Origin of the sequence: Burkholderia sp. AU17457, from assembly GCF_002223255.1 — a bacterium.
Classification (GTDB): Bacteria; Pseudomonadota; Gammaproteobacteria; order Burkholderiales; family Burkholderiaceae; genus Burkholderia; species Burkholderia sola.
In genome coordinates this window covers 2,054,971-2,075,177 of the sequence record NZ_NKFB01000005.1, presented here as the reverse complement: position 1 = coordinate 2,075,177, position 20,207 = coordinate 2,054,971, and the positions used below count along the sequence as shown (strand labels likewise).

The window sequence follows — 20,207 nt, the reverse complement described above, 5'->3', positions numbered from 1 at the left end:
GCGACGCGAGCGGGCGCGGCGAGTATCGCGCCCGCTCGCCGCTCGGGTCACTGCGTGCGCGTCGAACCCTTCGCCCCTTCGCCCGCCTGCGCGAGCGCCCCCCGAATCGCCGCCTCCGTCTTGTCGTACCCGCCCTCGCCATACCGCGTATAGACGATCTTGCCGTTCGCATCGATCAGGTACAGCGCGGGCCAGTACTGGTTGCCGTACGCGCGCCACGTGTCGTAGCGGTTGTCCTGCGCGACCGGATAGCGGATGTCGAAGCGCTTGATCGCATCGGCGACGTTCTTCGCGTCGCGTTCGAACGGATACTCCGGCGTATGCACGCCGACCACGACGAGCCCCTGGTCGCGATATTTCCGATACCAGTCGTTCACGTACGGAATCGTATGAATGCAGTTGATGCACGAGTACGTCCAGAAATCGACGAGCACGACCTTGCCGCGCAACTGGTCGAGCGTCAGCGGCGGGCTGTTGTGCCAGCGGTCGATGCCGGTGAAACCGGGCGCCGTCATGCCGGCCGGCGACGCCTGGATGCCCGCGTCGTCGCGGGTGCCGGCGAACGCGGCAAGCCCGGCCGTGGCGGCGAGGGCGAGGACGAGGGCGGCGGTCTTGAGTCGGGGCAGCATGGCGTTCTCCTGATCTTTGGCGGCCGCGGCGCGAGGGCGGCGGCCCGACGTGTTTCGACAGGCCCCATTAGGCGGCGCCGACGTATCTGCGATGTGTCCGGCCGGTCGCGCGTGTGCAATGTTGTGTGTCGTCGCGGTCGCGCGATACATTGGGATACAAACGCGTGCCCGCCGTGCGGTATAAAAGCGGACATCGCCCGCCCGAACCCCGATACCGATACCGACCACGACTCATGGACAAGATCGACCACGTGCTGATCGTCGACGACGATCGCGCGATCCGCGAACTGATCGCGGACTACCTTGAGAAGAACGGCATGCGCGTGTCGCTCGCCGCAAACGGCCGAGAGATGCGCAACGTGCTGGACGACGGCGCGCCCGACCTGATCGTGCTCGACCTGATGCTGCCCGGCGAGGACGGCCTGACGCTGTGCCGCGACCTGCGCGCCGGCAAGTTCCGCACGGTGCCGGTGCTGATGCTGACCGCCCGCGGCGAGGAAACCGACCGCATCATCGGCCTCGAGATGGGCGCCGACGACTACCTGGCCAAGCCGTTCGCGGTACGCGAGCTGCTCGCGCGGATCCGCTCGGTGCTGCGTCGCGCGCGCATGCTGCCGCCCGGCATGCAGGTGACGGAAACGGCCGCGCTGCTCGCGTTCGGCGAATGGCAGCTCGACACGACCGGGCGCCACCTGCTCGACGCCGAAGGGACGCTGGTCGCGCTGAGCGGCGCCGAATACCGGCTGCTGCGCGTGTTCCTCGACAACCCGCAGCGCGTGCTGACGCGCGACCAGTTGCTGAATCTCACGCAAGGGCGGCAGTCCGATCCGTTCGACCGCTCGATCGACCTGCTCGTGAGCCGGTTGCGCCAGCGCCTGCGCGACGGCGCGCGCGAACCGCGCTACATCAAGACGCTGCGCAACGAGGGCTACGTGTTCTCGTCGACCGTCACCGCCGTCGACGGTACGCCATGAGCGCGCGCACGCCGTGGCATTGGCCGCGTTCGCTGTTCGCGCGGCTCGCGCTGATCCTGTGCGTGGGCCTCGCGCTCGCGCAGACGCTGTCGTTCTGGCTCACCGTGACCGAGCGCGACCAGGCGACCACGAACCTGATGATGGGCTACATCGAGCGCGAGGTCGCCAGTTCGGTCGCGCTGCTCGACCATCTGCCGCCGGCCGAGCGGGCCGCGTGGCTGCCGCGCCTCGCGCGGCGCAGCTATGCATTCATCCTCGGGCCCGGCCAGACCGGCACGCCGCCGGAAGCGCGGCTGTCGGCGCGCGTCGAGCGCTCGATCTCGGACGGCATCGGCGGCGACTACCCGTTGACCGCGAATTCGATCCCCGGCGACAGCGAACATCTGCAGGTGCATTTGCGGCTGACCGACGGCTCGCCGCTGACGATCGACATCCACCCGATGCCGACGGTGCCGCTGTCGGGCTGGCTGCCGGCCGTGCTCGTGGTGCAGCTCGCGGTGCTGGCCGCGTGCTGCTGGCTCGCGGTGCGGCTCGCGACGCGGCCGCTCAAGCAGCTCGCGCAGGCCGCCGACGCGCTCGGCCCCGACCTGAAGGGCGAGCGGTTGAACGAAGACGGGCCGTCGGAAGTCGCGCGGGCCGCGCGGGCATTCAACGCGATGCAGGACCGCATCGCGCAGTACATGGCCGAGCGCATGCAGATCCTCGCGTCGATCTCGCACGATCTGCAGACCCCGATCACGCGGATGCGGCTGCGCGTCGACGTGATGGACGACGACGCGCAGGGCGCGAAGCTGCGCCAGGATCTGCTGGAGATGGAGCATCTGGTGAAGGAGGGCGTCGCGTATGCACGCACGCTGCACGGCACCGAGGAAGCCGCGCGCCGCATCGATCTCGATGCGCTGCTCGACAGCATCGTGTACGACTACACGGATGCGGGGCAGGACGTCGCGCTGCACAGCGATGCGCCGCTCGCGCTCGTCACGCGGCCGAAGGCGCTGCGCCGCATCGTCGGCAACCTGGTCGACAACGCGCTGAAGTTCGCGGGCGCGGCCGAGATCGACGTGCGGGCGGCGCCGGACGGCGGCGCGGTGATCGCGGTGCTCGACCGCGGGCCCGGCATTCCGGACGATCAGCTCGACGCGGTGTTCGAGCCGTTCCGGCGCGTGGAGACATCGCGCAATCGCGACACGGGCGGCACGGGGCTCGGCCTCGCGATCGCGCGGCAACTCGCGCTTGCGATGGGCGGCACGCTTACGCTGAACAACCGGGCGGACGGCGGCGGGCTCGAAGCGCGGCTGACGCTGAGGAACGCCGGGTGATGCGACGCGGCGCGCGAGCGTCGCGGTGTCGGACGCGTGCCGAACCGTGCAAGGTATGCGGCGTCACACGCGTTGCAGATGTGCGTCGACGAGCGGCGCGAGCGCTTCCGCGTGCACGGCCGCGAGATCGTGCCGGCCGCCCGGCACGACATGCAGCTGCGCATCGGGCAGCCGTTCGAGCAGGCGCCGGCCGGCCGCGACAGGGCTGATCGGATCGTCGTCGCCCCACAGCAGCAGCGTCGGCTGCGCGATACGGCCGATGTCCTGCGACAGGTCCGCGCGAAACGTGATGAACCAGTCGGGCAACTGCGGGTTCGCTTCAGCGAAACCGGCGCGCCAGTCCTGCGCGCCCAGCCTGGCCATGTCAAGGCCGCCGGACGTGACCGTCAGCACGAGATGCGTGACGAGATCCGGCTTGTCGAGCGCCGCGCGCATCGCGATCACGCCGCCCATCGATTGCGCGATCACGGCGGTCGGCCGATCGACGCTTGCGAGCACATGACGCACGAGACTGTCGAAATCGTCGACGGCCGGGTCGTGCGGCGTGTCGCCGAAACCCGGATACGTGATGATCCGCCGCTCGGCCGGATGCGCGAGCATGCCGGCCAGCGGCTGCCAGAACGCGGTACTGCCTGATGCGCCGGGCAGGAAGAGCAGTTGAGACGGAACGGGCATGACGTTTCGTGTTCCTGTAATCGAAGCGAAGCGGGAGGGGCGGGCGGTACGCGCGCGTCAGCAGCGGCCGGTGCGCAGCGCGACGGTCCAGTCGTCGCGTCCCCGCGACGCCGCGATGGCGGCGGCCGTGTGCCAGTCGTATTCGACCGCATGGAAGTCGACGTTCCAGCCGGCCGCCGTGCGCGACACCATCGCGTAGCGCGCATGCGGCGAGCCCGTCTCGATCCGGTGCGGATGCGGCAGATCGTCCGCGTACGCCTGCAGCCCGACACTGCCCGGATTGACGATCAGCCGGCCGTCGTCGAGCTTCGCGGTGCGCGGCACGTGCGTGTGGCCGCACAGGATCAGCGAGGCCGCCGTGTCGCCCGCGCGTTGCGCGACTTCATCGGGCGTGGCCGCGCGGCAGCCGTCGGGCGTGACCGTTTCGAGGAAATAGACGAGGTCGCTGGCCGGCGTGCCGTGCACCATCAGCACGTCGTCGTCGAGCATCAGGCGTTCGGGCAGCGCGGCGATCCACGTGCGGTGGTCGGCGCGCAGCGTGTCATGCGCCCAGCGATCCGACAACCCCATCGCGTCGCGCTCGAGCGTCAGCAGTTGCCGTTCGTGATTGCCCTTGATGGTCGGCAGGTCGAGCGCGATCAGGCGATCGGCCGTCTCGGCCGGATGGAGCGCGCCCGACAGGATGTCGCCGAGGTTGACGATCACGTCGGCGCCGCGGCGGCGGACGTCGTCGAGCACCGCGTCGAGCGCGGCGAGGTTGCCGTGAATGTCGGACAGCGCGGCGATTTTCATGGCGGAGCGTCGATGAGGGGAACGGCGATTGTCGCCAATTCGGCGCGGCGCGTCCAATTGCGTCACGGCATTGGCGCGCGATGCGCGGCGGCGTGGCGTGTCAGTCGGTCGCGAGCCGCGCGTACATCGCGAAATCGCCCGGTGTGCCGCGCACCATCTTGTATGCGCGCAGCAGCCCTTCGTAGCGGTAGCCGCACTTCTGCAGCACGCGCGCGGAGCCCGCGTTGCTGGTCAGCACGACGGCCTGCATGCGGTTGAAGCCGCCTTCGGCGAACGCCCACGCGGTCACGGCTTCGCACACCGCGCTCGCGATGCCGCGCCCCCAGTGCGACGGCGCGAAGTCGTACGCGAGCTCCGCCGAGCGGTTTACGGTGGACACCGTATGCAGTCCGATCGTCCCGGCGAGCGCACCCGATGCGGTGTCGACGATCGCGAGGCGCCGGATCGAATCGGGATCGGCCGATTCGACGTTGTCGAACAGCGGCAGCAGGTCGTCGGGCGAGCGCAGGTTCCAGCTCGTGTGGCGCAAGACGTCGGGATTCGACAGGTACGCGTACCACGCGTCGAGGTCCGCGCGTTCGAGTTGCCTGAGCGACAGGCCGGGGAATCCGGCGTCGGGCGGTGCGGCGATTCTCATCGAACCGAGCGCCTACGTGGCATGGCGCCGGTACAGCGCGAGCGAACCGGCGAGCGCGAGCAGCATCGCGCCGCACGTGCGTTCGAGCCACAGCGCGCCCGAGCGCTTCAGCAGCCGCACCGCGCGTGCGCCGAGCAGCGCGTAGCCGAACATCACGATGCCGTCGAGCAGCGCGAACGTGACCGCGAGCGCGACGTACTGCGGCGCGAGCGGCGCCAGCGGATCGAGGAACTGCGGCAGGAACGCGGAGAAGAACAGATAGCCCTTCGGGTTCGTCACCGCGGTCAGGAAGCTCTTCGCGAAGATCGACGCGTTGCGCCCGGAGGCCGTGGCTGTGCCGCCCTGGGCGGCCGCGACGTCGAGCGACCCTTTCGACGTCAGCAGCCGGATGCCGACATAGCCGAGATACGCGGCGCCGAGCCACTTCACGACCGAGAACCAGAACGCCGACGCCAGCAGCAGCGCGCCGAGGCCGAGCGCGACCGCGACGATCAGCACGAAGTCGGACAGCATCGCGCCCGCGAAACCGTAGGCCGCGCGGCGCACGCCGTAGCGCGAGCCGTTGGTCAGCGCGAGCAGCACGGTCGGGCCGGGTGTCGCGATGCCGACGAACGCGACGGCGGCGAAGATCAGCAAGGTCGTTTCGTGCATGAAGAAGCTCCCGGTGGACGGCGCGCAGCCGATTATCGTCCGCGTCGCCCCGCGCTGTACAGGCGCGGCAGTCGCGCTTCCGGCCGCTCGCCGACTATCTCAATTTTGACAAGAAACTGTTGCCATTATTCCGCTTTGGAACGGAACCGGTTCCAACTACCATACCGGCCGCAGCGGGCGTGCCCGCCGCGTCGTCGCGCGCGGACGTCGCCGGGCTCGGACCGCCGGCGGATGTCGGCGCCCGCGCGTGCCACTCGCAACAGCCAGAACAACGGGTTCAGCGCCCGGAGACACCAAACCATGAACAAGCAACTGATCGCAGCGCCGCTGCTGCTCTCGCTCGCGGGTATCGCCGCCGCGCAAAGCTCCGTCACGCTGTACGGCATCGTCGATGCGGGCGTGACCTATCGCAGCAACGAACGGGTCGGGTCGGCGGGCGCGTACACCGGGCATTCGAGTGTCGGGCTCACGACCGGCAACCTGTCCGGCAGCCGCTGGGGCATCAAGGGTTCCGAGGATCTCGGCGGCGGGATGCGCGCGCTGTTCGTCCTCGAGAACGGCTTCGACATCACCAACGGCACGTCGGGCCAGGGCGGCCGCCAGTTCGGCCGGCAGGCGTTCGTCGGCGTCGGCAGCGACCGCTACGGCACGATCACGCTCGGCCGCCAGTACACGTCGCTCGACGATTTCGTGAGCCCGGTCGGCCCGTCTTCGTTCATCGGCGGCTTCGGCGCGCATCCGGGCGACATCGACGATCTCGACCAGACCGCGCGCGTCGACAGCGCGATCAAGTACACGAGCGCGAACTACTCGGGCTTCACGTTCGGCGCGCTGTACGGCTTCGGCGGCCAGCCGGGCAGCATGAAGCAGCGCAACACATGGAGCGTCGGCGCCGCATACGCGGCCGGGCCGCTGCGCGTGGGCGTCGGCTACGAGCGCTCGGACAACAGCAAGACCGGCGCGACCGATCCGACGGCGGGCAAGTGGCAGAGCACCGACGACGGCCTGTTCAATTCGTCGATCAACGAAGGCTATGCGAGCGCGCAGTCGCAGCAGGTGATCGCGACCGGTGCGACGTACGACTTCGGCCCGGCCGTCGTCGGCGTGAACTACAGCAACGTGCAGTACCGCGGCGGCGGCCAGTCGCTGTTCTCCGGGCATGCGACGTTCAACGTCGCGGGCGTGTTCACGCGCTGGAACGTGCAGCCGCAGACGCAGCTGTTCGCCGGCTACAGCTACACGCGCGGCAGCGACGTCGACGGCATCGACAACCGCGCGCAGTATCACAACGTCACGCTCGGCGCGGTGTACGACCTGTCGAAGCGCACCAGCGTGTATCTGCTCGGCGCGTACCAGCATGCGTCCGGCACGACGCTCGACGCGCTCGGCCGGCCGGTGGCGGCAACTGCGTCGGCGTCGGACAAGGCGAACGGCCATTCGTCCGACTCGCGCTCGCAGGCGATCGTGAGCCTCGGGCTGCGCCAGAAGTTCTGACGCGGCGATCGTTGCGCGTGCAACGGCGCCCGTGGCTACGGCGGGCGTCGTTGTCGGCATGCTCGCCAGCAACCGACGATGCACCTGTTCTCCGGGCAACGCGTGATCGACGTCGTCGATACGCCGACGAAATACGTCGACGGCTGGGACGGCCCGACGCTCAACCCGCCGCGCTGAACGATCGCCGCCGCGTGCCGGTCCGGCCGGCGCGCGGCTTTTCCCGCCACATTCCTCCTTTCCCTGCCGCTTTCCCTTCCGTGTCCGAAATCGCGAAAAGCCGATCGCGCCGCACAATAATTTTTCTCTTTCATTTTAATTTCGATTTGTAATAATCGAAAAGAATTCCGGGATGAAAAGGCGATACGGCATGTCAGAAAAAATGACGTATTTGCATTGGCGGTCCGGAAGAAAATGCCGGGGAATGCGCCGAAACCGCGCGGCTGGCAGGCCGTCGTGGCACGGTTTCGAAGATTTTGCGATCGTTGACGAAAAAGCGCCGGACGGCAAAGGGCGTGGAGTGAATAATTCGATGGAACGGCGAATACGCATTTGTCGGAATCACCAATATTTCATGCGCCGCGATTTACAGTGTCGACCATTGTTCGTCTGGGAGCATTATTCATGTCAATGAAACAAATCCGCGCAGCGTTGCTGGGAATGTGCATGGCGATGCTGGCCGCGGCAAGCCATGCGCAGGCGCAATACTCGACCGACTGGCTCGCGAACACGTACGGCACGCTGGCCTCGCACGTCGGCAACGGCGCGCGCTCGATGTGGGTCGCGCCCGAAGGCGTGATCTACACGGCGTCGCGCTGGGACGAGAACGCGGGCGGCGTCGCGATCTACCAGAACGGCCAGCCGCTCGGCACGATCGGCATCCACGACGAATTCCAGGGCGGCGCGATCACCGGCAATTCGACGTCGCTGTTCGTCGCGCTCGGCTACAACCGCACGTTCGGCAGCGGCTCGGTGGGCCGCTACAACCGCAGTACGAACCAGCGCGACCTGCGCATTCCGGTCAGCACGTGGACGGGCATCCAGTATGCGGACGTGATCACCGGCCTCGCGACGGGCGGCAACCTGCTGTACGTGAGCGACTTCTACGGCAACCGCGTGCGCGTCTATACGACCGACGGCGTGTGGCAGCGCGACATCGGCGTCACGGGCCCCGGCGCGCTGGCGCTCGATGCGGCCGGCAACCTGTGGGTCGCGCGCAAGAGCGCGGGCGTCGTCGCGCAGTTCAGTGCGACCGGTGCGGCGATGAACACGCTCCAGATGGCGGCCGGCGCGCGGCCGGCGTCGCTGTACTTCGATGCGTCGATGGGCCGGTTGATGGTGGGCGACGAAGGGCCCGACATGAACATCAAGGTGTACGGCGGGCTGCCCGGAATGCCGGTGCAGGTCGGTACGTTCGGCGTGCAGGGCGGCTATCTCGACACGACGACGGGCATCAAGGGGCAGGTCGGCGACAAGCGTTTCACGCGCGTCGCGGCGCTCGGCAAGGATGCGGCGGGCAACCTGTACGTACTGAACAACGCGTGGGGCGGCGGCTGGGATCTCGGCCGCAACGGCAGCACCGATCTGCATGCGTACAGCCCGGTCGGCACGCTGCAATGGAAGCTGCAGGCGCTGAACTTCGAGGGGATCGCCGCACCCGATCCCGCGACCGACGGCGCGTTGTTTTTCAGCGGCAACAACGTGTATACGGGCACCGCGGGCGGCACGTTCGTCGCGAACACGGTCGACCCGTTCACCTATCCGAAGGACCCGCGCCTCGACATGAACGACTATCAGCGCGGCCAGCACTTCGGCCAGCTCGTGACGGTCGGCGGCAACCGGATCCTCGTCGCGTCGGGCCAGAACCCGGGCAACTTCAACTTCTATTACTTCACGCCGGCGACCGGTTATATCGCGATTCCGGCCGGCTCGCTGCCCGGCAAGCCGTTCAACACGACGCTGCAGGTGACGGCCGGCTTCGACATCGACGGCAACGGCGACGTGTGGGCCGGACTGAACGGCTCCAACGTGATCACGCGCTACCCGATGACGGGCTTCGACGCGACCGGCAAGCCGTCATGGGGCAAGCCGGTGACGACGGCCGTGCCGAGCAGCGTGGCGCCCGTGACGCGCATCCTCTACCAGGCCGACAGCGACACGATGATCCTCGCGCAGGGCCTCGCGGGCAACTGGGACTGGACCGCGATGAACGGGCACATCGAGGTCTATCGCGGCTGGAAGAACGGCAACACGAGCACCCCGAACCCGGTGATCAACCTGACGAGCGCGAACCCGAAATCGATCGCGGCGGCCGGCCACTACCTGTTCGTCGGCTATGTGCATACCGTGCCGAACATCGACGTATTCGACCTGAACACCGGCGCGCTCGTCACGACGCTGACGAACTCGAACGCGTCGGCGATGGACGTCGGCAACGACGTCGACTCGATGTACGGCGTGCAGGCGTACCTGCGCTCGACCGGCGAATACGTGATCACGAAGGACAACTACAACGGCTCGAGCATCGTCGTGTATCGCTGGCGTCCGTGAGCGCGCCGGGGCGTCAGAACGATACCGTCGTCGTTAGCGTGACGAGCCGCGGCTCGCCGACCGCGACGATCAGGTTGCTGTTGCTCGACGGATAGTAGGTCTTGTCGAGCAGGTTCTTCACGTTGAGCTGGAAGCGGGTCGGGAACTTGCCGATCGTCGTTTCGTACGCCGCGAACGCGTCGACGGTCACGTAGCCGGGCAGCGAGAAGCTGTTCGCGGTGTCGCCGGGCCGCGCGCCGACGAGCCGGGCGCCGCCGCCGAAGCGCCAGCGCCCGGGCAGATGCGCGATGGCCGTGTCATATACCGCGAACAAGCTGCCCGTGTGGCGCGCGACGTTGACGAGCGGCGTGTTGCTGTCGCGATCGTTCGCGTTCGTATACGCATAGCTGCCGATCACGCTCAGGTGGCGCGTGATCTGCCCGGCGACGTCCAGCTCGACCCCGCGCGAGCGCGCGGTGCCGATCGTCGACGTGATGTCGCCGACCGTGACCGCGACGTTGCGCTTGTCGATCTGGTAGACGGCGAGCGTGCCCGTGATCGCGGGCTTCAGGCTGAACTTCAGCCCGGCCTCGAGCACGCGGCCGTATTCCGGCGCGAGCGGCGCCGCGACGTTCGACGCGACGTTCGGCTTGAACGAGCGGCTCACGTTCGCGTAGGCGGTCAGCGCCGGCGTCAACGCATACGCGAGCCCGAACTGCGGCAGCCAGACGCTGCCGCGCGAGCGGTCGGCGAACGCGAACGGCCGGCCCATCCCCGATTCCTGCTGCCAGTTTTCCCAGCGCAGCCCGCCTACCGCGGTGAGGCGATCGGTGATCTTCACCGAGTCCTGCACGATCGTCGAATACGCATGCACGACCGAGCGCGAATCGCTCTGCTTCGGATTCGGCACGCCGCCCGGCGCGAGCAGGCCGTACACGGGATCGTAGAGATTGAAGCCCGTCGTCGCCTTGCCGCGGATCGTGTCGCCGCGGAAGCTGCGCTGCCGCTCGTATTCGCCGCCGACGTAGATCGCGTGTTGCATGCCTGCGAGCGTCACGTTGCCGAGCAGGCCGAGCGTCGCGATCTGGTCCGAATCGTTGCGCCCGAGGTTCGCATCGGACGAGCGCGTGAGCGCGCCGGTCCTGCTGTTGAACGCGGTGGCGCGGGTGAGGTATTGGTCGTAGCGGTCGCGGCCCCAGCCGTAGGTCGCGCGCACGCGCCACGCATCGGAGAAGCGGTGCTCGATACGCGTACGCAGCGTTTCCTGGATGCCGCTGCTTTGCGACCACGCCTCCTCGTAGCGGCGATAGCGCAGCGCATCGTCGAGCTGGCCGTTGACGAGCACGGTGCCGCGGTCGAACGGCGTCGTGTAGTCGACGTACTGGTAGCTGACGTCGATCGACGTGTTCGCGTCGTGCCACGACAGTGCGGGCGCGATCAGCGCATTGCGTTCGCGGCCGAAGCTGCGCCAGTAGCGACTCGTGTCGTATTCGCCGGTCAGCCGGAATGCGAGCGTGCCGCCCGCGACCTGCCCGGGCTTGCCGAGCGGCCCCGTGAGATCGAACTGGGCGGTGCTGCCGCCGTGGTTCGTGCGCGACGCGGAGATCGAGCCGCCGAACGTATCTTCCGGCTTGCGCGTGACGAGATTGATCACGCCGCCCGGGTCCTGCATCCCGTACAGCAGCGAGGCCGGGCCCTTCAGCACTTCGACGCGATCGATCGTCGCGAGATAGCTGTGCAGCACCGGCGTGCGTACGCCGTCGACCAGCACCGAGCCGTCGTTGTTCGACCCGAAGCCGCGCTTGATGAACGCGTCGCGCGTGCCGCCGAGCGTGTTCGTCTGCGTGACGCCGCTGACGTTGCCGAGCACGTCGTCGAGCGAGCGCGCCTGCTGGTCCTGCATCACGCTGCTGCTGACCACCGCGACCGATTGCGGGATCTCCTTCAGCGGCCGGTCGTCGCCGCCCGCGATGCTCGTCGTGCGCGGCTGATAGCCGATCGTCGGATCGACGGTGGCCGATGCATTGACGCTGATCGCCGGGAGTTCGTGTTCGGCGGCGGTCGCCGGAGCCGATGCGGGGGCAACGGGTTCGGCGCCGGCCGCATGCGCACCGGTCGCGGCACACAGGGTGAGCAGGGCAGGCAGGCGCGTGCGCCACGGACGCGGGGTCCGGACACGGCAGGGCGTTCGACGGGATGGCATGAATCGATGCGGGAAGAGGAAGGCGAAGGATCGTGGCGTGGGCCGCGACATTGCGTTGCGTACAGGACGCGCATGATATATGTAATGAGAACCATTTGCAATTGTAATGGGGCGACCGGGCAATGCGCGGCCGTCGGTTGCCGCCCTGTCGGCCGTCTGCTACCGTAGCGGCCAAAATCAGACGCAGTGAAATTCAACGAGAGAGCCGGGGGCCGCACCATGTCATCTTCCTGTCACGTCGCGCTCGGCGCGACGCCATGCGCCGCGCACGACCGCGTGGGCGACGAAGTGATCGCAGCCGTTTACCGCCGTTCGAACGATTAAAGCGACGCAAGCGAATTCAACCGGCATCGCGCCGGGCTTCGATCATTTCAACCACCACGCTAGACGGGAGAGACCACCCATGAAGAAGATTTCCGCGCCGTTCGCGGCGGCCGCGCTTGCGGCCTGCGCGCTGCTGGCGGGCGTACACCAGGCCGCGCGTGCGGCTTCGAACGCCGAACCCGCGATCGACGCGCACTACGGCGCGATGATCGAGGCCTATACGCAGGACATGGCCGCTGCGAAGACGAAGTACGACGGCAAGCGCGTCGCGTTCGTCGGCGCCGTGATCCGGATGGGCAGCGACCCGGGCGGCACGTACTTCGGCGCGCTGACGGCCGACGGCGAGCAGTTCGACACGCATTTCGACGTGGCCGACCAGGAGGCGCTGAAGCCGAAATTCCCCGGCGGCGAGATCAAGCCGTTCGTCACGTCGGCGGCGTTCCGGTTCAGTTGCGTGAACGAAGGCTATGTCGATGCGCCGGTGCTGCCGGGGTTGAAGCTGTCGCATTGCCGGCTCGCCGATTGAGCTGAGCGATGGACGGGGGCGGCGTGCGATGGTCAGGCGGGTTCGGGTTGCAGCACCATCGATCGTCGCCATGACGGCGGCTGGCCGCCGCGTGTCGGGCGGTCCGTCTACCGATCTACAGATCGAGGACCAGCAGGTCGGTTCGCGATCGCGAGCAGCACGGCATGAACTGGTCGCCGGCCGCTTTTTCATCGTCGGTCAGATACGCATCGCGATGATCGGGCTCGCCTTCGAGCACGCGGGTCAGGCAAGTGCCGCACACGCCTTGCTCGCACGACGTCAGCACGTCGACGCCGTTCGCCGCCAGCGCCGCGATCACCGTGCAGTCGGCCGGCACGTCGATCACCTTGCCGCTGCTCGCGATCCTGACCTGGAATGCACGATCCGCGCCGGACGATGCCGCCGCGCCGCCGAAGAACTCGTAGTGCAGCCGTGCGTCGGCCCAGTCGCGCTCGCGCGCGGCATTCAGCACCGCGTCCATGAAGCCGCGCGGGCCGCATACGTACAGATGCGTGCCTTCGGGCGCGGCCGCGAGCACGGCGGCCAGATCGAAGCGTTGCGCGGGATCGCCGTCGTCGACGTGGAAGCGGACGCGATCGCGAAACCCGGCCGCATTGATCCGTTCGACGAAGGCCATGCGGTCGGCCGAGCGCGCGCAGTAATGCATGTCGAACGGGATGCCGGCCGAGAACAGCCGTTCCGCCATGCTCAGAACCGGTGTGACGCCGATCCCGCCGGCGAGCAACAGATGGTGCGGCGCGTCGGGCGCGAGCGGGAATTGATTGCGCGGCAGGCCGATCCGCACGGTATCGCCTTGCCGGACTTCGTCGTGAATCGCGCGCGACCCGCCGCGGCCGTCGGCCTCGCGCAGCACCGCGATCTGATAGCGATCGCGTTGCTGCGGATGGTTGCACAGCGAGTACTGGCGCACGAGCCCGCCCGGCAGATGCACGTCGATATGCGCGCCGGCGTCGAAGTGCGGCAACGGCGAGCCATCGTCGCTGACGAATTCGAAGCCGCAGATGTCGCGCGCTTCCTGCCACTTGCGGGCCACGCGGACCGTCAATGTCGCGCCGCTCATGACGCTGCCTTGACCTGCGCGACCGGCATCACGGGCCGCTGCGGGCTCGCCGCGTTTTCGGCGGCGAGCAGCCGGTCGATCAGCTTGCGCGACAGCACGCCGCCGGCGTCGATGTTGAGCTTCAGGAGCGTGCGCTCGGGCCACTGCTCGAGATTGCGCTGCTGACGTTCGAGCATCTCGAGATCCTCCGCGAAGATCTTGCCCTGGCCTTCGCGGATCTCGGCGGTCAGCGCGTCGTCGTCGGGCCGGAAGTGGCGCGCCATCCCCCAGAAATACCAGATCGACGTGTCGGTCTCCGGTGTGATGAAGTCGACCACGATCGACGACGCCTTCTTGTTCGCCGGCGCGTCGTAGCCGCCGTGGCCCGCGTGCGCGACGCCTACGTCGATCATCACGTGGCTCGGCGGCGTGAAGCGGCAGATCTGCCAGCGGTCGACCGGCACGTCGTCGGCGAGCCCGTTGCCGCGCAGCGCCATCCGCCAGAACGGCGGCGGCATCACGTTCTCCATGAAGCGGCTCGTGACGACCTCGTCGCCATGGCTCGCCGTCTTCGGCGGCGCTTCGTCGATTTCCTTCTGGCCGATGCTCGACGCATGCACGTAGGTCTCGTGCGTGAGGTCCATCAGGTTGTCGATCATCAGCCGGTAGTCGCAGCGGATGTGATACAGGCCGCCGCCATACGCCCAGGCCGGATCCTCGGCCCACGCCAGCGCGGGCAGCTTGGCGGGATCGGCTTCGGACGCGTCGCCCGGCCAGACCCACACGAAGCCGTACCGCTCGACCGCCGGGAAGCTGCGAATCGGCGGGAAACCGCCGACGCGCTGGCCCGGCATGCCGGCCGTCTTGCCGTTGCAGCCCATTTCGAGCCCGTGATAGCCGCACACGAGCACCCCGTCGCGCACGAAGCCGAGCGACAGCGGCGCGCCGCGGTGCGGGCAGAAATCCTCGAGCGCGGCGACCCGGCCGTCCGCCGCGCGGTAAAACACCATCGATTCGTTGCAGATCTTGCGGCCCAGCGGCTTGCCGTCGATTTCGTCGGGCGTGCATGCCACGTACCACGCGTTCTTGAGAAACATGTTCTTGTCTCCTTCGGGGCGGTGCCGCCGGGGATGCGGCCCGATCATCATTACGTGTACTGAATGAGATTCAGTGTACTCATTGATATGGGGCGGGACAAGGCGAGCGGTATACTGGTTTTCCCGGGAAATGGCGCGAGCAGCGCCATGCCGACGGCGCGCGCAACCGTGCGCGCCGCCTATGTCATCGACTCATCCATGGAAAAAACGAATCCCGCCGACCTGCCGGTTTTCCCGATCGACCTGTACGACGAACCCGGGCACCTGATCCGGCGCGCACACCAGATCGCGGTCGCGATGTTCTACGAGAAGCTTGGCCGGGACGTGACGCCCGTGCAGTATGCGGTGCTGCGGATGCTCTACGAGAATCCGGGGCTCGACCAGGTGACGCTCGCGCAGCGGGTCGCGCTCGACACGTCGACCACGGCCGATCTCGCGGTTCGGCTCGAAGCGAAAGGATTGATCGTCCGCGAAGTGCTGCCGCGGCGTCAGCGGCGTCTGTTGTTGACGCCGGCGGGTGTCGAGCTGCTCACCCACCTGATGCCGTCGGTGAAGGAACTGCGTGCCGGGCTGTTCGACGGCATGGGCGAGGACGATTCGCAGGAGCTGATGCGCCTGTTGCGCAAGTTCGTCCATTTGAACAACGAGCAAAGCCGCGCGCCGCTGCGGGTGAGCGAGGATTCGTAGCGGCGCCGCAGCGTGAGCGCCAGCGCGGAAGCCGCGGCGGGGGCGTCCGCCGCGCCGCCCATCCGCGTCACGCGCGTGACGCTTCCCCTTCCAGCCGCCGCACCGCTTCCGCCACTTCGTTCCTGAAGCGCACCAGCGCTGCCTGCTCCGGCGCGGGCGGCTGCATGGCGGCCCACAGCATGTCGATCAACTGCGTGGCCGTCGTTTCCGTATCGAGCTTGCGGTGCCCGAGGATCGCATCCCACAGCACGTGCTCCATCGGCCCGAACACCATCGAGCGCAGCAGGCTCAGCGGCAGATCCGCACGCACCTGCCCGGCCGCCTGGCCGCGCGCGAGCACGTCCATCAACGGCGCCGTGTAGCGGCGCTGCAGCGCAGTGAGTTCGTCGCTCAACGCATGCTGCTTCGCGCGCCCCTCGGACAGCACCAGCGCGCACAGCCCCGTGCCGTTCACGAGCATCAGCCGCAGGTGGGTGCGCACGATGAACGCGAACTGCTGCTGCACCGACGCGTCCCGCGGCATCCCGTGTTCGAACGCGGCGATGATTTCGTCGTACCAGTCGGCGATCACACGCGCGCACAGCTCGCGCTTGCCGCGGAAATAGCTGAACACCGTCGCCTCCGACACGCCCACGCGCTGCGCGATCTCCGCTGCCGTCGCATGCTCGTAACCTTTTTCGGCGAACACTTCACGACCGGCGCGCAGGATGTCCTGCACGCGCTGCTGGGATTTGCGTCCGGCGGGTGCGCGCGGCGTGTCGGCGCGGTCGGCTTTGGCGGGGGCGGTCATGGTGTCGGCGGGAGCGGCTGTCATGCTCGCATCATATCTGAGTATCACTCAGAAAACTATTGACGCAGAACCCGGCGAGGCGCGAAACTGTGCAAAATTTCTGCTGTATTGGTCAATGAATACCCGTATTCATTCGATTTGAGCGAAACTCAGAAATCGGTGAGTGCGGCACACTTTCTGGAGACGGAGGAGACATGATCAACCTGCCCGGCGTGCAATTCATGCTCGGTGAAGACATCGAGATGCTGCGCGACGCCGTCGCGACGTTTGCGGCGAAGGAAATCACGCCGCGCGCGGCGGAGGTCGACCGCACCGACCAGTTCCCGATGGATCTGTGGAAGAAGTTCGGCGATCTCGGCGTGCTCGGCATGACCGTCTCCGAGGAATACGGCGGCGCGAACATGGGCTACACCGCGCACATGGTCGCGATGGAGGAGATCTCGCGCGCGTCGGCGTCGATCGGCCTGTCGTACGGCGCGCACTCGAACCTGTGCGTGAACCAGATCCACCGCAACGGCACCGAAGCGCAAAAACGGAAATACCTGCCGAAGCTCGTGTCCGGCGAACACATCGGCGCGCTCGCGATGAGCGAGCCGAATGCCGGCTCCGACGTCGTCAGCATGAAGCTGCGCGCGGACAAGCGCGGCGATCGCTACGTGCTCAACGGCACGAAGATGTGGATCACCAACGGCCCCGACTGCGACACGCTCGTCGTCTACGCGAAGACGGACGTCGAGGCCCATTCGCGCGGCATCACCGCATTCATCGTCGAGAAGGGGATGAAGGGCTTCTCGGTCGCGCAGAAGCTGGACAAGCTCGGCATGCGCGGTTCGCACACGGGTGAGCTCGTGTTCCAGGACGTCGAGGTGCCGGAAGAGAACATCCTCGGCCAGTTGAACGGCGGCGCGAAGGTGCTGATGAGCGGCCTCGACTACGAGCGCGCGGTGTTGTCGGGCGGCCCGACGGGCATCATGGCCGCGTGTCTCGACGCGGTGGTGCCGTACATCCACGACCGCAAGCAGTTCGGCCAGTCGATCGGCGAATTCCAGCTGATCCAGGGCAAGGTCGCCGACATGTACACCACGTTCCAGGCGTGCCGCGCGTACCTGTACGCAGTCGGCCGCCATCTGGACTCGGCGGGCAGCGACCACATTCGCCAGGTACGCAAGGACTGCGCGGGGGTGATCCTCTATACGGCCGAGAAGGCGACGTGGATGGCCGGCGAGGCGATCCAGATTCTCGGCGGCAACGGCTACATCAACGAATACCCGGTCGGCCGCCTGTGGCGCGATGCGAAGCTGTACGAGATCGGCGCCGGCACGAGCGAGATCCGCCGGATGCTGATCGGCCGCGAGCTGTTCGCGGAAACGATGTAACGCCCCACGTCACGCGAACGGAGCCCCGTCGATGCCGATCATCGAATCGAAACTGAACCCGCGTTCGGAAGACTTCCGCGCGAATGCCGCGGCGCTCGAGGCGGTCGTTGCCGACCTGCGCGCGAAGATCGAACGGCTCGCGCAAGGCGGCGGGCAAGCCGCGCGAGACAAGCACCTGTCGCGCGGCAAGCTGCTGCCGCGCGACCGCATCGCGCAACTGCTCGATCCGGGCGCGCCGTTCCTCGAGTTCTCGCAGCTCGCCGCGAACGGCATGTACAACGACGACGCGCCGGGCGCGGGCGTCATCACCGGGATCGGCCGCATTGCCGGTCGCGAATGCGTGATCGTGTGCAACGACGCGACGGTCAAGGGCGGCACCTACTACCCGATCACCGTGAAGAAGCACGTGCGTGCGCAGGAAATCGCCGCCGAAAACCGGCTGCCATGCGTGTACCTCGTCGATTCGGGCGGCGCGAACCTGCCGAACCAGGACGACGTGTTCCCCGATCGCGATCACTTCGGCCGCATCTTCTTCAACCAGGCGACGATGTCGGCCGCGGGGATCGCGCAGATCGCCGTCGTGATGGGTTCGTGCACGGCGGGCGGCGCATACGTGCCGGCGATGAGCGACGAGTCGATCATCGTGAAGGACCAGGGCACGATTTTCCTCGGCGGCCCGCCGCTCGTGAAGGCCGCGACCGGCGAGGAAGTGAGCGCCGAGGATCTCGGCGGCGGTGACGTGCATACGCGCCTGTCGGGCGTGGCCGACCATCTCGCGCAGAACGACGCGCATGCGCTGTCGATCGCACGCAACATCGTCGGTCACCTCGCGCCGAAGATCGCGCCGCCGATCGCGCTGCGCGAGCCGAAGCCGCCGCGCTACGACGCGAAGAGCCTGTACGGCGTGATTCCGGTCGACACGCGCAAGCCGTTCGACGTGCGCGAGGTGATCGCACGCATCGTCGACGATTCCGAATTCGACGAATTCAAGGCGCGCTTCGGCACGACGCTCGTCACGGGCTTCGCGCACATCTGGGGCCATCCGGTGGGGATCGTCGCGAACAACGGCATCCTGTTCTCCGAATCGGCCGTGAAGGGCGCGCATTTCATCGAGCTGTGCTGCCAGCGCAAGATCCCGCTCGTGTTCCTGCAGAACATCACGGGTTTCATGGTCGGTCGCAAGTACGAGAACGAAGGCATCGCGCGGCATGGCGCGAAGATGGTGACGGCCGTGTCGAACGCGAAGGTGCCGAAGTTCACGGTGATCATCGGCGGCTCGTTCGGCGCCGGCAACTACGGGATGTGCGGCCGCGCGTTCGGCCCGCGTTTCCTGTGGATGTGGCCGAATGCACGAATCTCGGTGATGGGCGGCGAACAGGCTGCGTCGGTGCTCGCGACCGTGCGTCGCGACGGCATCGAGGCGAAGGGCGGTTCGTGGTCGCCCGAGGAAGAGGATGCGTTCAAGCAGCCGATCCGCGACCAGTACGAGCGCCAGGGCCATCCGTATTACGCGAGCGCGCGGCTGTGGGACGACGGCGTGATCGATCCCGCGCAGACGCGCGACGTGCTCGGGCTCGGCCTCGCCGCGTCGATGAACGCACCGATCGACGACACGCGCTTCGGCGTGTTCCGCATGTAACGCCCGGGAGGACCGACCGATGCGATACGAAACGATCAAGGTAAGCGAAGCCGGCCGCGTGGCGACCGTCACGCTCGCGCGTCCCGACGTGCGCAACGCATTCAACGAGACGACGATCGCCGAGCTGACCACCGCGTTCGAATGGCTCGATGCGCACGAAGGCGTGCGCGCGATCGTGCTCGCCGCGGAAGGTGCCGCGTTCTGCGCGGGCGCGGACCTGAACTGGATGAAGAGGATGGCCGGTTATTCGGACGACGAGAACCGCGCCGATGCGCGCAAGCTCGCGCGGATGCTCGAAGCGATCCATCGCTGCGGCAAGCCGGTGATCGCGCGCGTGCATGGCGATGCGTATGCGGGCGGCGTGGGCCTCGTCGCGGCGGCCGACATTGCGATCGCCGCGGACGGCGTGAAGTTCTGCCTGTCGGAAGCGCGGCTCGGGCTGATTCCCGCGACGATCGCGCCGTACGTCATCCGTGCGATGGGCGAGCGCGCGGCGCGGCGCTATTTCACGACGGCCGAAGTGTTCGACAGCGCGCGCGCCGCATCGCTCGGCTTCATTCACGATGCGGTGCCGGCCGACGCGCTCGACGAAACGGTCGCGAAGCTGGCCGCGACGCTCGTCGCGAACGGCCCCGATGCGGTGAGGGCGTGCAAGCGGCTCGTTGCGGACGTGGCCGGGCGCGCGCTCGACGCGACGCTGATCGAGCAGACCGCCGACTGGATCGCGAGAACCCGCGCCGGCGCGGAAGCGCGCGAAGGGATCGCGTCCTTCCTCGAAAAGCGCACGCCATCGTGGCGCGAATGATCG

18 protein-coding genes are annotated in these 20,207 nt (G+C 67.7%); 9 read left to right on the top strand and 9 right to left on the bottom strand.

What is annotated here, in order from left to right; translation table 11 throughout:
- Positions 1-47: 47 nt before the first annotated feature.
- Positions 48-629 (bottom strand): thioredoxin family protein, encoded by a 582-nt coding sequence (locus CFB49_RS26625; RefSeq protein WP_089492736.1) that lies wholly within the window; start codon positions 627-629, stop codon positions 48-50.
- A 233-nt stretch (positions 630-862) separates the two neighbouring features.
- On the opposite strand from CFB49_RS26625, the gene CFB49_RS26620 reads away from it, so the two are divergent.
- Both CFB49_RS26620 and CFB49_RS26615 read left to right on the top strand, forming a co-directional pair.
- Complete coding sequence (locus CFB49_RS26620) at positions 863-1,603, top strand: response regulator (protein ID WP_050016245.1); 741 nt, start codon at positions 863-865, stop codon at positions 1,601-1,603.
- Positions 1,600-2,922: an ATP-binding protein gene (locus CFB49_RS26615; protein WP_089492735.1), complete on the top strand. Its 1,323-nt coding sequence runs from the start codon at positions 1,600-1,602 to the stop codon at positions 2,920-2,922. The genes CFB49_RS26620 and CFB49_RS26615 overlap by 4 nt, the downstream gene beginning before the upstream one ends.
- A gap of 63 nt (positions 2,923-2,985) precedes the next feature.
- Here the strand turns inward: CFB49_RS26615 and CFB49_RS26610 are convergent, their stop codons facing one another.
- The 4 genes from CFB49_RS26610 to CFB49_RS26595 all read right to left on the bottom strand — a co-directional run bounded on the left by CFB49_RS26610 (position 2,986) and on the right by CFB49_RS26595 (position 5,677).
- Complete coding sequence (locus CFB49_RS26610) at positions 2,986-3,597, bottom strand: alpha/beta fold hydrolase (protein WP_089492734.1); 612 nt, start codon at positions 3,595-3,597, stop codon at positions 2,986-2,988.
- 57 nt (positions 3,598-3,654) lie between these two features.
- Positions 3,655-4,389 carry a metallophosphoesterase family protein gene (locus CFB49_RS26605; RefSeq protein WP_089492733.1) on the bottom strand — a complete coding sequence of 245 codons (735 nt, stop codon included), beginning with the start codon at positions 4,387-4,389 and terminating at the stop codon, positions 3,655-3,657.
- 100 nt (positions 4,390-4,489) lie between these two features.
- Positions 4,490-5,026, bottom strand: coding sequence for a GNAT family N-acetyltransferase (locus CFB49_RS26600; RefSeq protein ID WP_089492732.1), 537 nt, complete (start codon positions 5,024-5,026; stop codon positions 4,490-4,492).
- 12 nt (positions 5,027-5,038) lie between these two features.
- Positions 5,039-5,677, bottom strand: a complete 639-nt coding sequence (locus tag CFB49_RS26595) for a LysE family translocator (RefSeq protein ID WP_089437003.1) — start codon at positions 5,675-5,677, stop codon at positions 5,039-5,041.
- Positions 5,678-5,977: 300 nt separating this feature from the next.
- Between CFB49_RS26595 and CFB49_RS26585 the strand changes: the two genes are divergently transcribed.
- Together CFB49_RS26585 and CFB49_RS26575 are read left to right on the top strand one after the other, a co-directional pair.
- On the top strand, positions 5,978-7,171 hold the full coding sequence (locus CFB49_RS26585) for a porin (protein WP_089492731.1): 1,194 nt from the start codon (positions 5,978-5,980) through the stop codon (positions 7,169-7,171).
- A gap of 621 nt (positions 7,172-7,792) precedes the next feature.
- On the top strand, positions 7,793-9,718 hold the full coding sequence (locus CFB49_RS26575) for an SMP-30/gluconolaconase/LRE-like region family protein (RefSeq protein ID WP_089492730.1): 1,926 nt from the start codon (positions 7,793-7,795) through the stop codon (positions 9,716-9,718).
- 13 nt (positions 9,719-9,731) lie between these two features.
- On the opposite strand, the gene CFB49_RS26570 is transcribed toward CFB49_RS26575, so the two are convergent.
- Entirely contained in the window at positions 9,732-11,900 is a 2,169-nt protein-coding gene (locus CFB49_RS26570) for a TonB-dependent siderophore receptor (protein WP_089492729.1), read from the bottom strand.
- A gap of 403 nt (positions 11,901-12,303) precedes the next feature.
- On the opposite strand from CFB49_RS26570, the gene CFB49_RS26565 reads away from it, so the two are divergent.
- The gene (locus tag CFB49_RS26565; RefSeq protein WP_069620657.1) at positions 12,304-12,750 is read left to right on the top strand and encodes a hypothetical protein; all 447 of its coding nucleotides are present in this window, start codon (positions 12,304-12,306) and stop codon (positions 12,748-12,750) included.
- 115 nt (positions 12,751-12,865) lie between these two features.
- Here the strand turns inward: CFB49_RS26565 and CFB49_RS26560 are convergent, their stop codons facing one another.
- Positions 12,866-13,831 (bottom strand): PDR/VanB family oxidoreductase, encoded by a 966-nt coding sequence (locus tag CFB49_RS26560; RefSeq protein WP_089492728.1) that lies wholly within the window; start codon positions 13,829-13,831, stop codon positions 12,866-12,868.
- Entirely contained in the window at positions 13,828-14,907 is a 1,080-nt protein-coding gene (locus CFB49_RS26555; RefSeq protein WP_089492858.1) for an aromatic ring-hydroxylating dioxygenase subunit alpha, read from the bottom strand. Before CFB49_RS26555 ends, CFB49_RS26560 begins: the two co-directional genes overlap by 4 nt.
- A 198-nt stretch (positions 14,908-15,105) precedes the next feature.
- Between CFB49_RS26555 and CFB49_RS26550 the strand changes: the two genes are divergently transcribed.
- Positions 15,106-15,594 (top strand): MarR family winged helix-turn-helix transcriptional regulator, encoded by a 489-nt coding sequence (locus tag CFB49_RS26550; protein ID WP_089492857.1) that lies wholly within the window; start codon positions 15,106-15,108, stop codon positions 15,592-15,594.
- A gap of 67 nt (positions 15,595-15,661) precedes the next feature.
- On the opposite strand, the gene CFB49_RS26545 is transcribed toward CFB49_RS26550, so the two are convergent.
- Positions 15,662-16,408, bottom strand: a complete 747-nt coding sequence (locus tag CFB49_RS26545) for a TetR/AcrR family transcriptional regulator (RefSeq protein ID WP_069620661.1) — start codon at positions 16,406-16,408, stop codon at positions 15,662-15,664.
- Between the two features lie 170 nt (positions 16,409-16,578).
- Here CFB49_RS26545 and CFB49_RS26540 point away from each other — a divergent pair, with 170 nt between their 5' ends.
- From CFB49_RS26540 to CFB49_RS26530, 3 genes are read left to right on the top strand one after another with little or no spacing between them, the layout of a single operon-like run.
- Positions 16,579-17,760, top strand: a complete 1,182-nt coding sequence (locus CFB49_RS26540; RefSeq protein ID WP_089492727.1) for an isovaleryl-CoA dehydrogenase — start codon at positions 16,579-16,581, stop codon at positions 17,758-17,760.
- A 31-nt stretch (positions 17,761-17,791) separates the two neighbouring features.
- On the top strand, positions 17,792-19,399 hold the full coding sequence (locus tag CFB49_RS26535; protein WP_069620663.1) for a carboxyl transferase domain-containing protein: 1,608 nt from the start codon (positions 17,792-17,794) through the stop codon (positions 19,397-19,399).
- 19 nt (positions 19,400-19,418) lie between these two features.
- Entirely contained in the window at positions 19,419-20,204 is a 786-nt protein-coding gene (locus CFB49_RS26530) for an enoyl-CoA hydratase/isomerase family protein (RefSeq protein ID WP_089436998.1), read from the top strand.
- Positions 20,205-20,207: the final 3 nt, after the last annotated feature.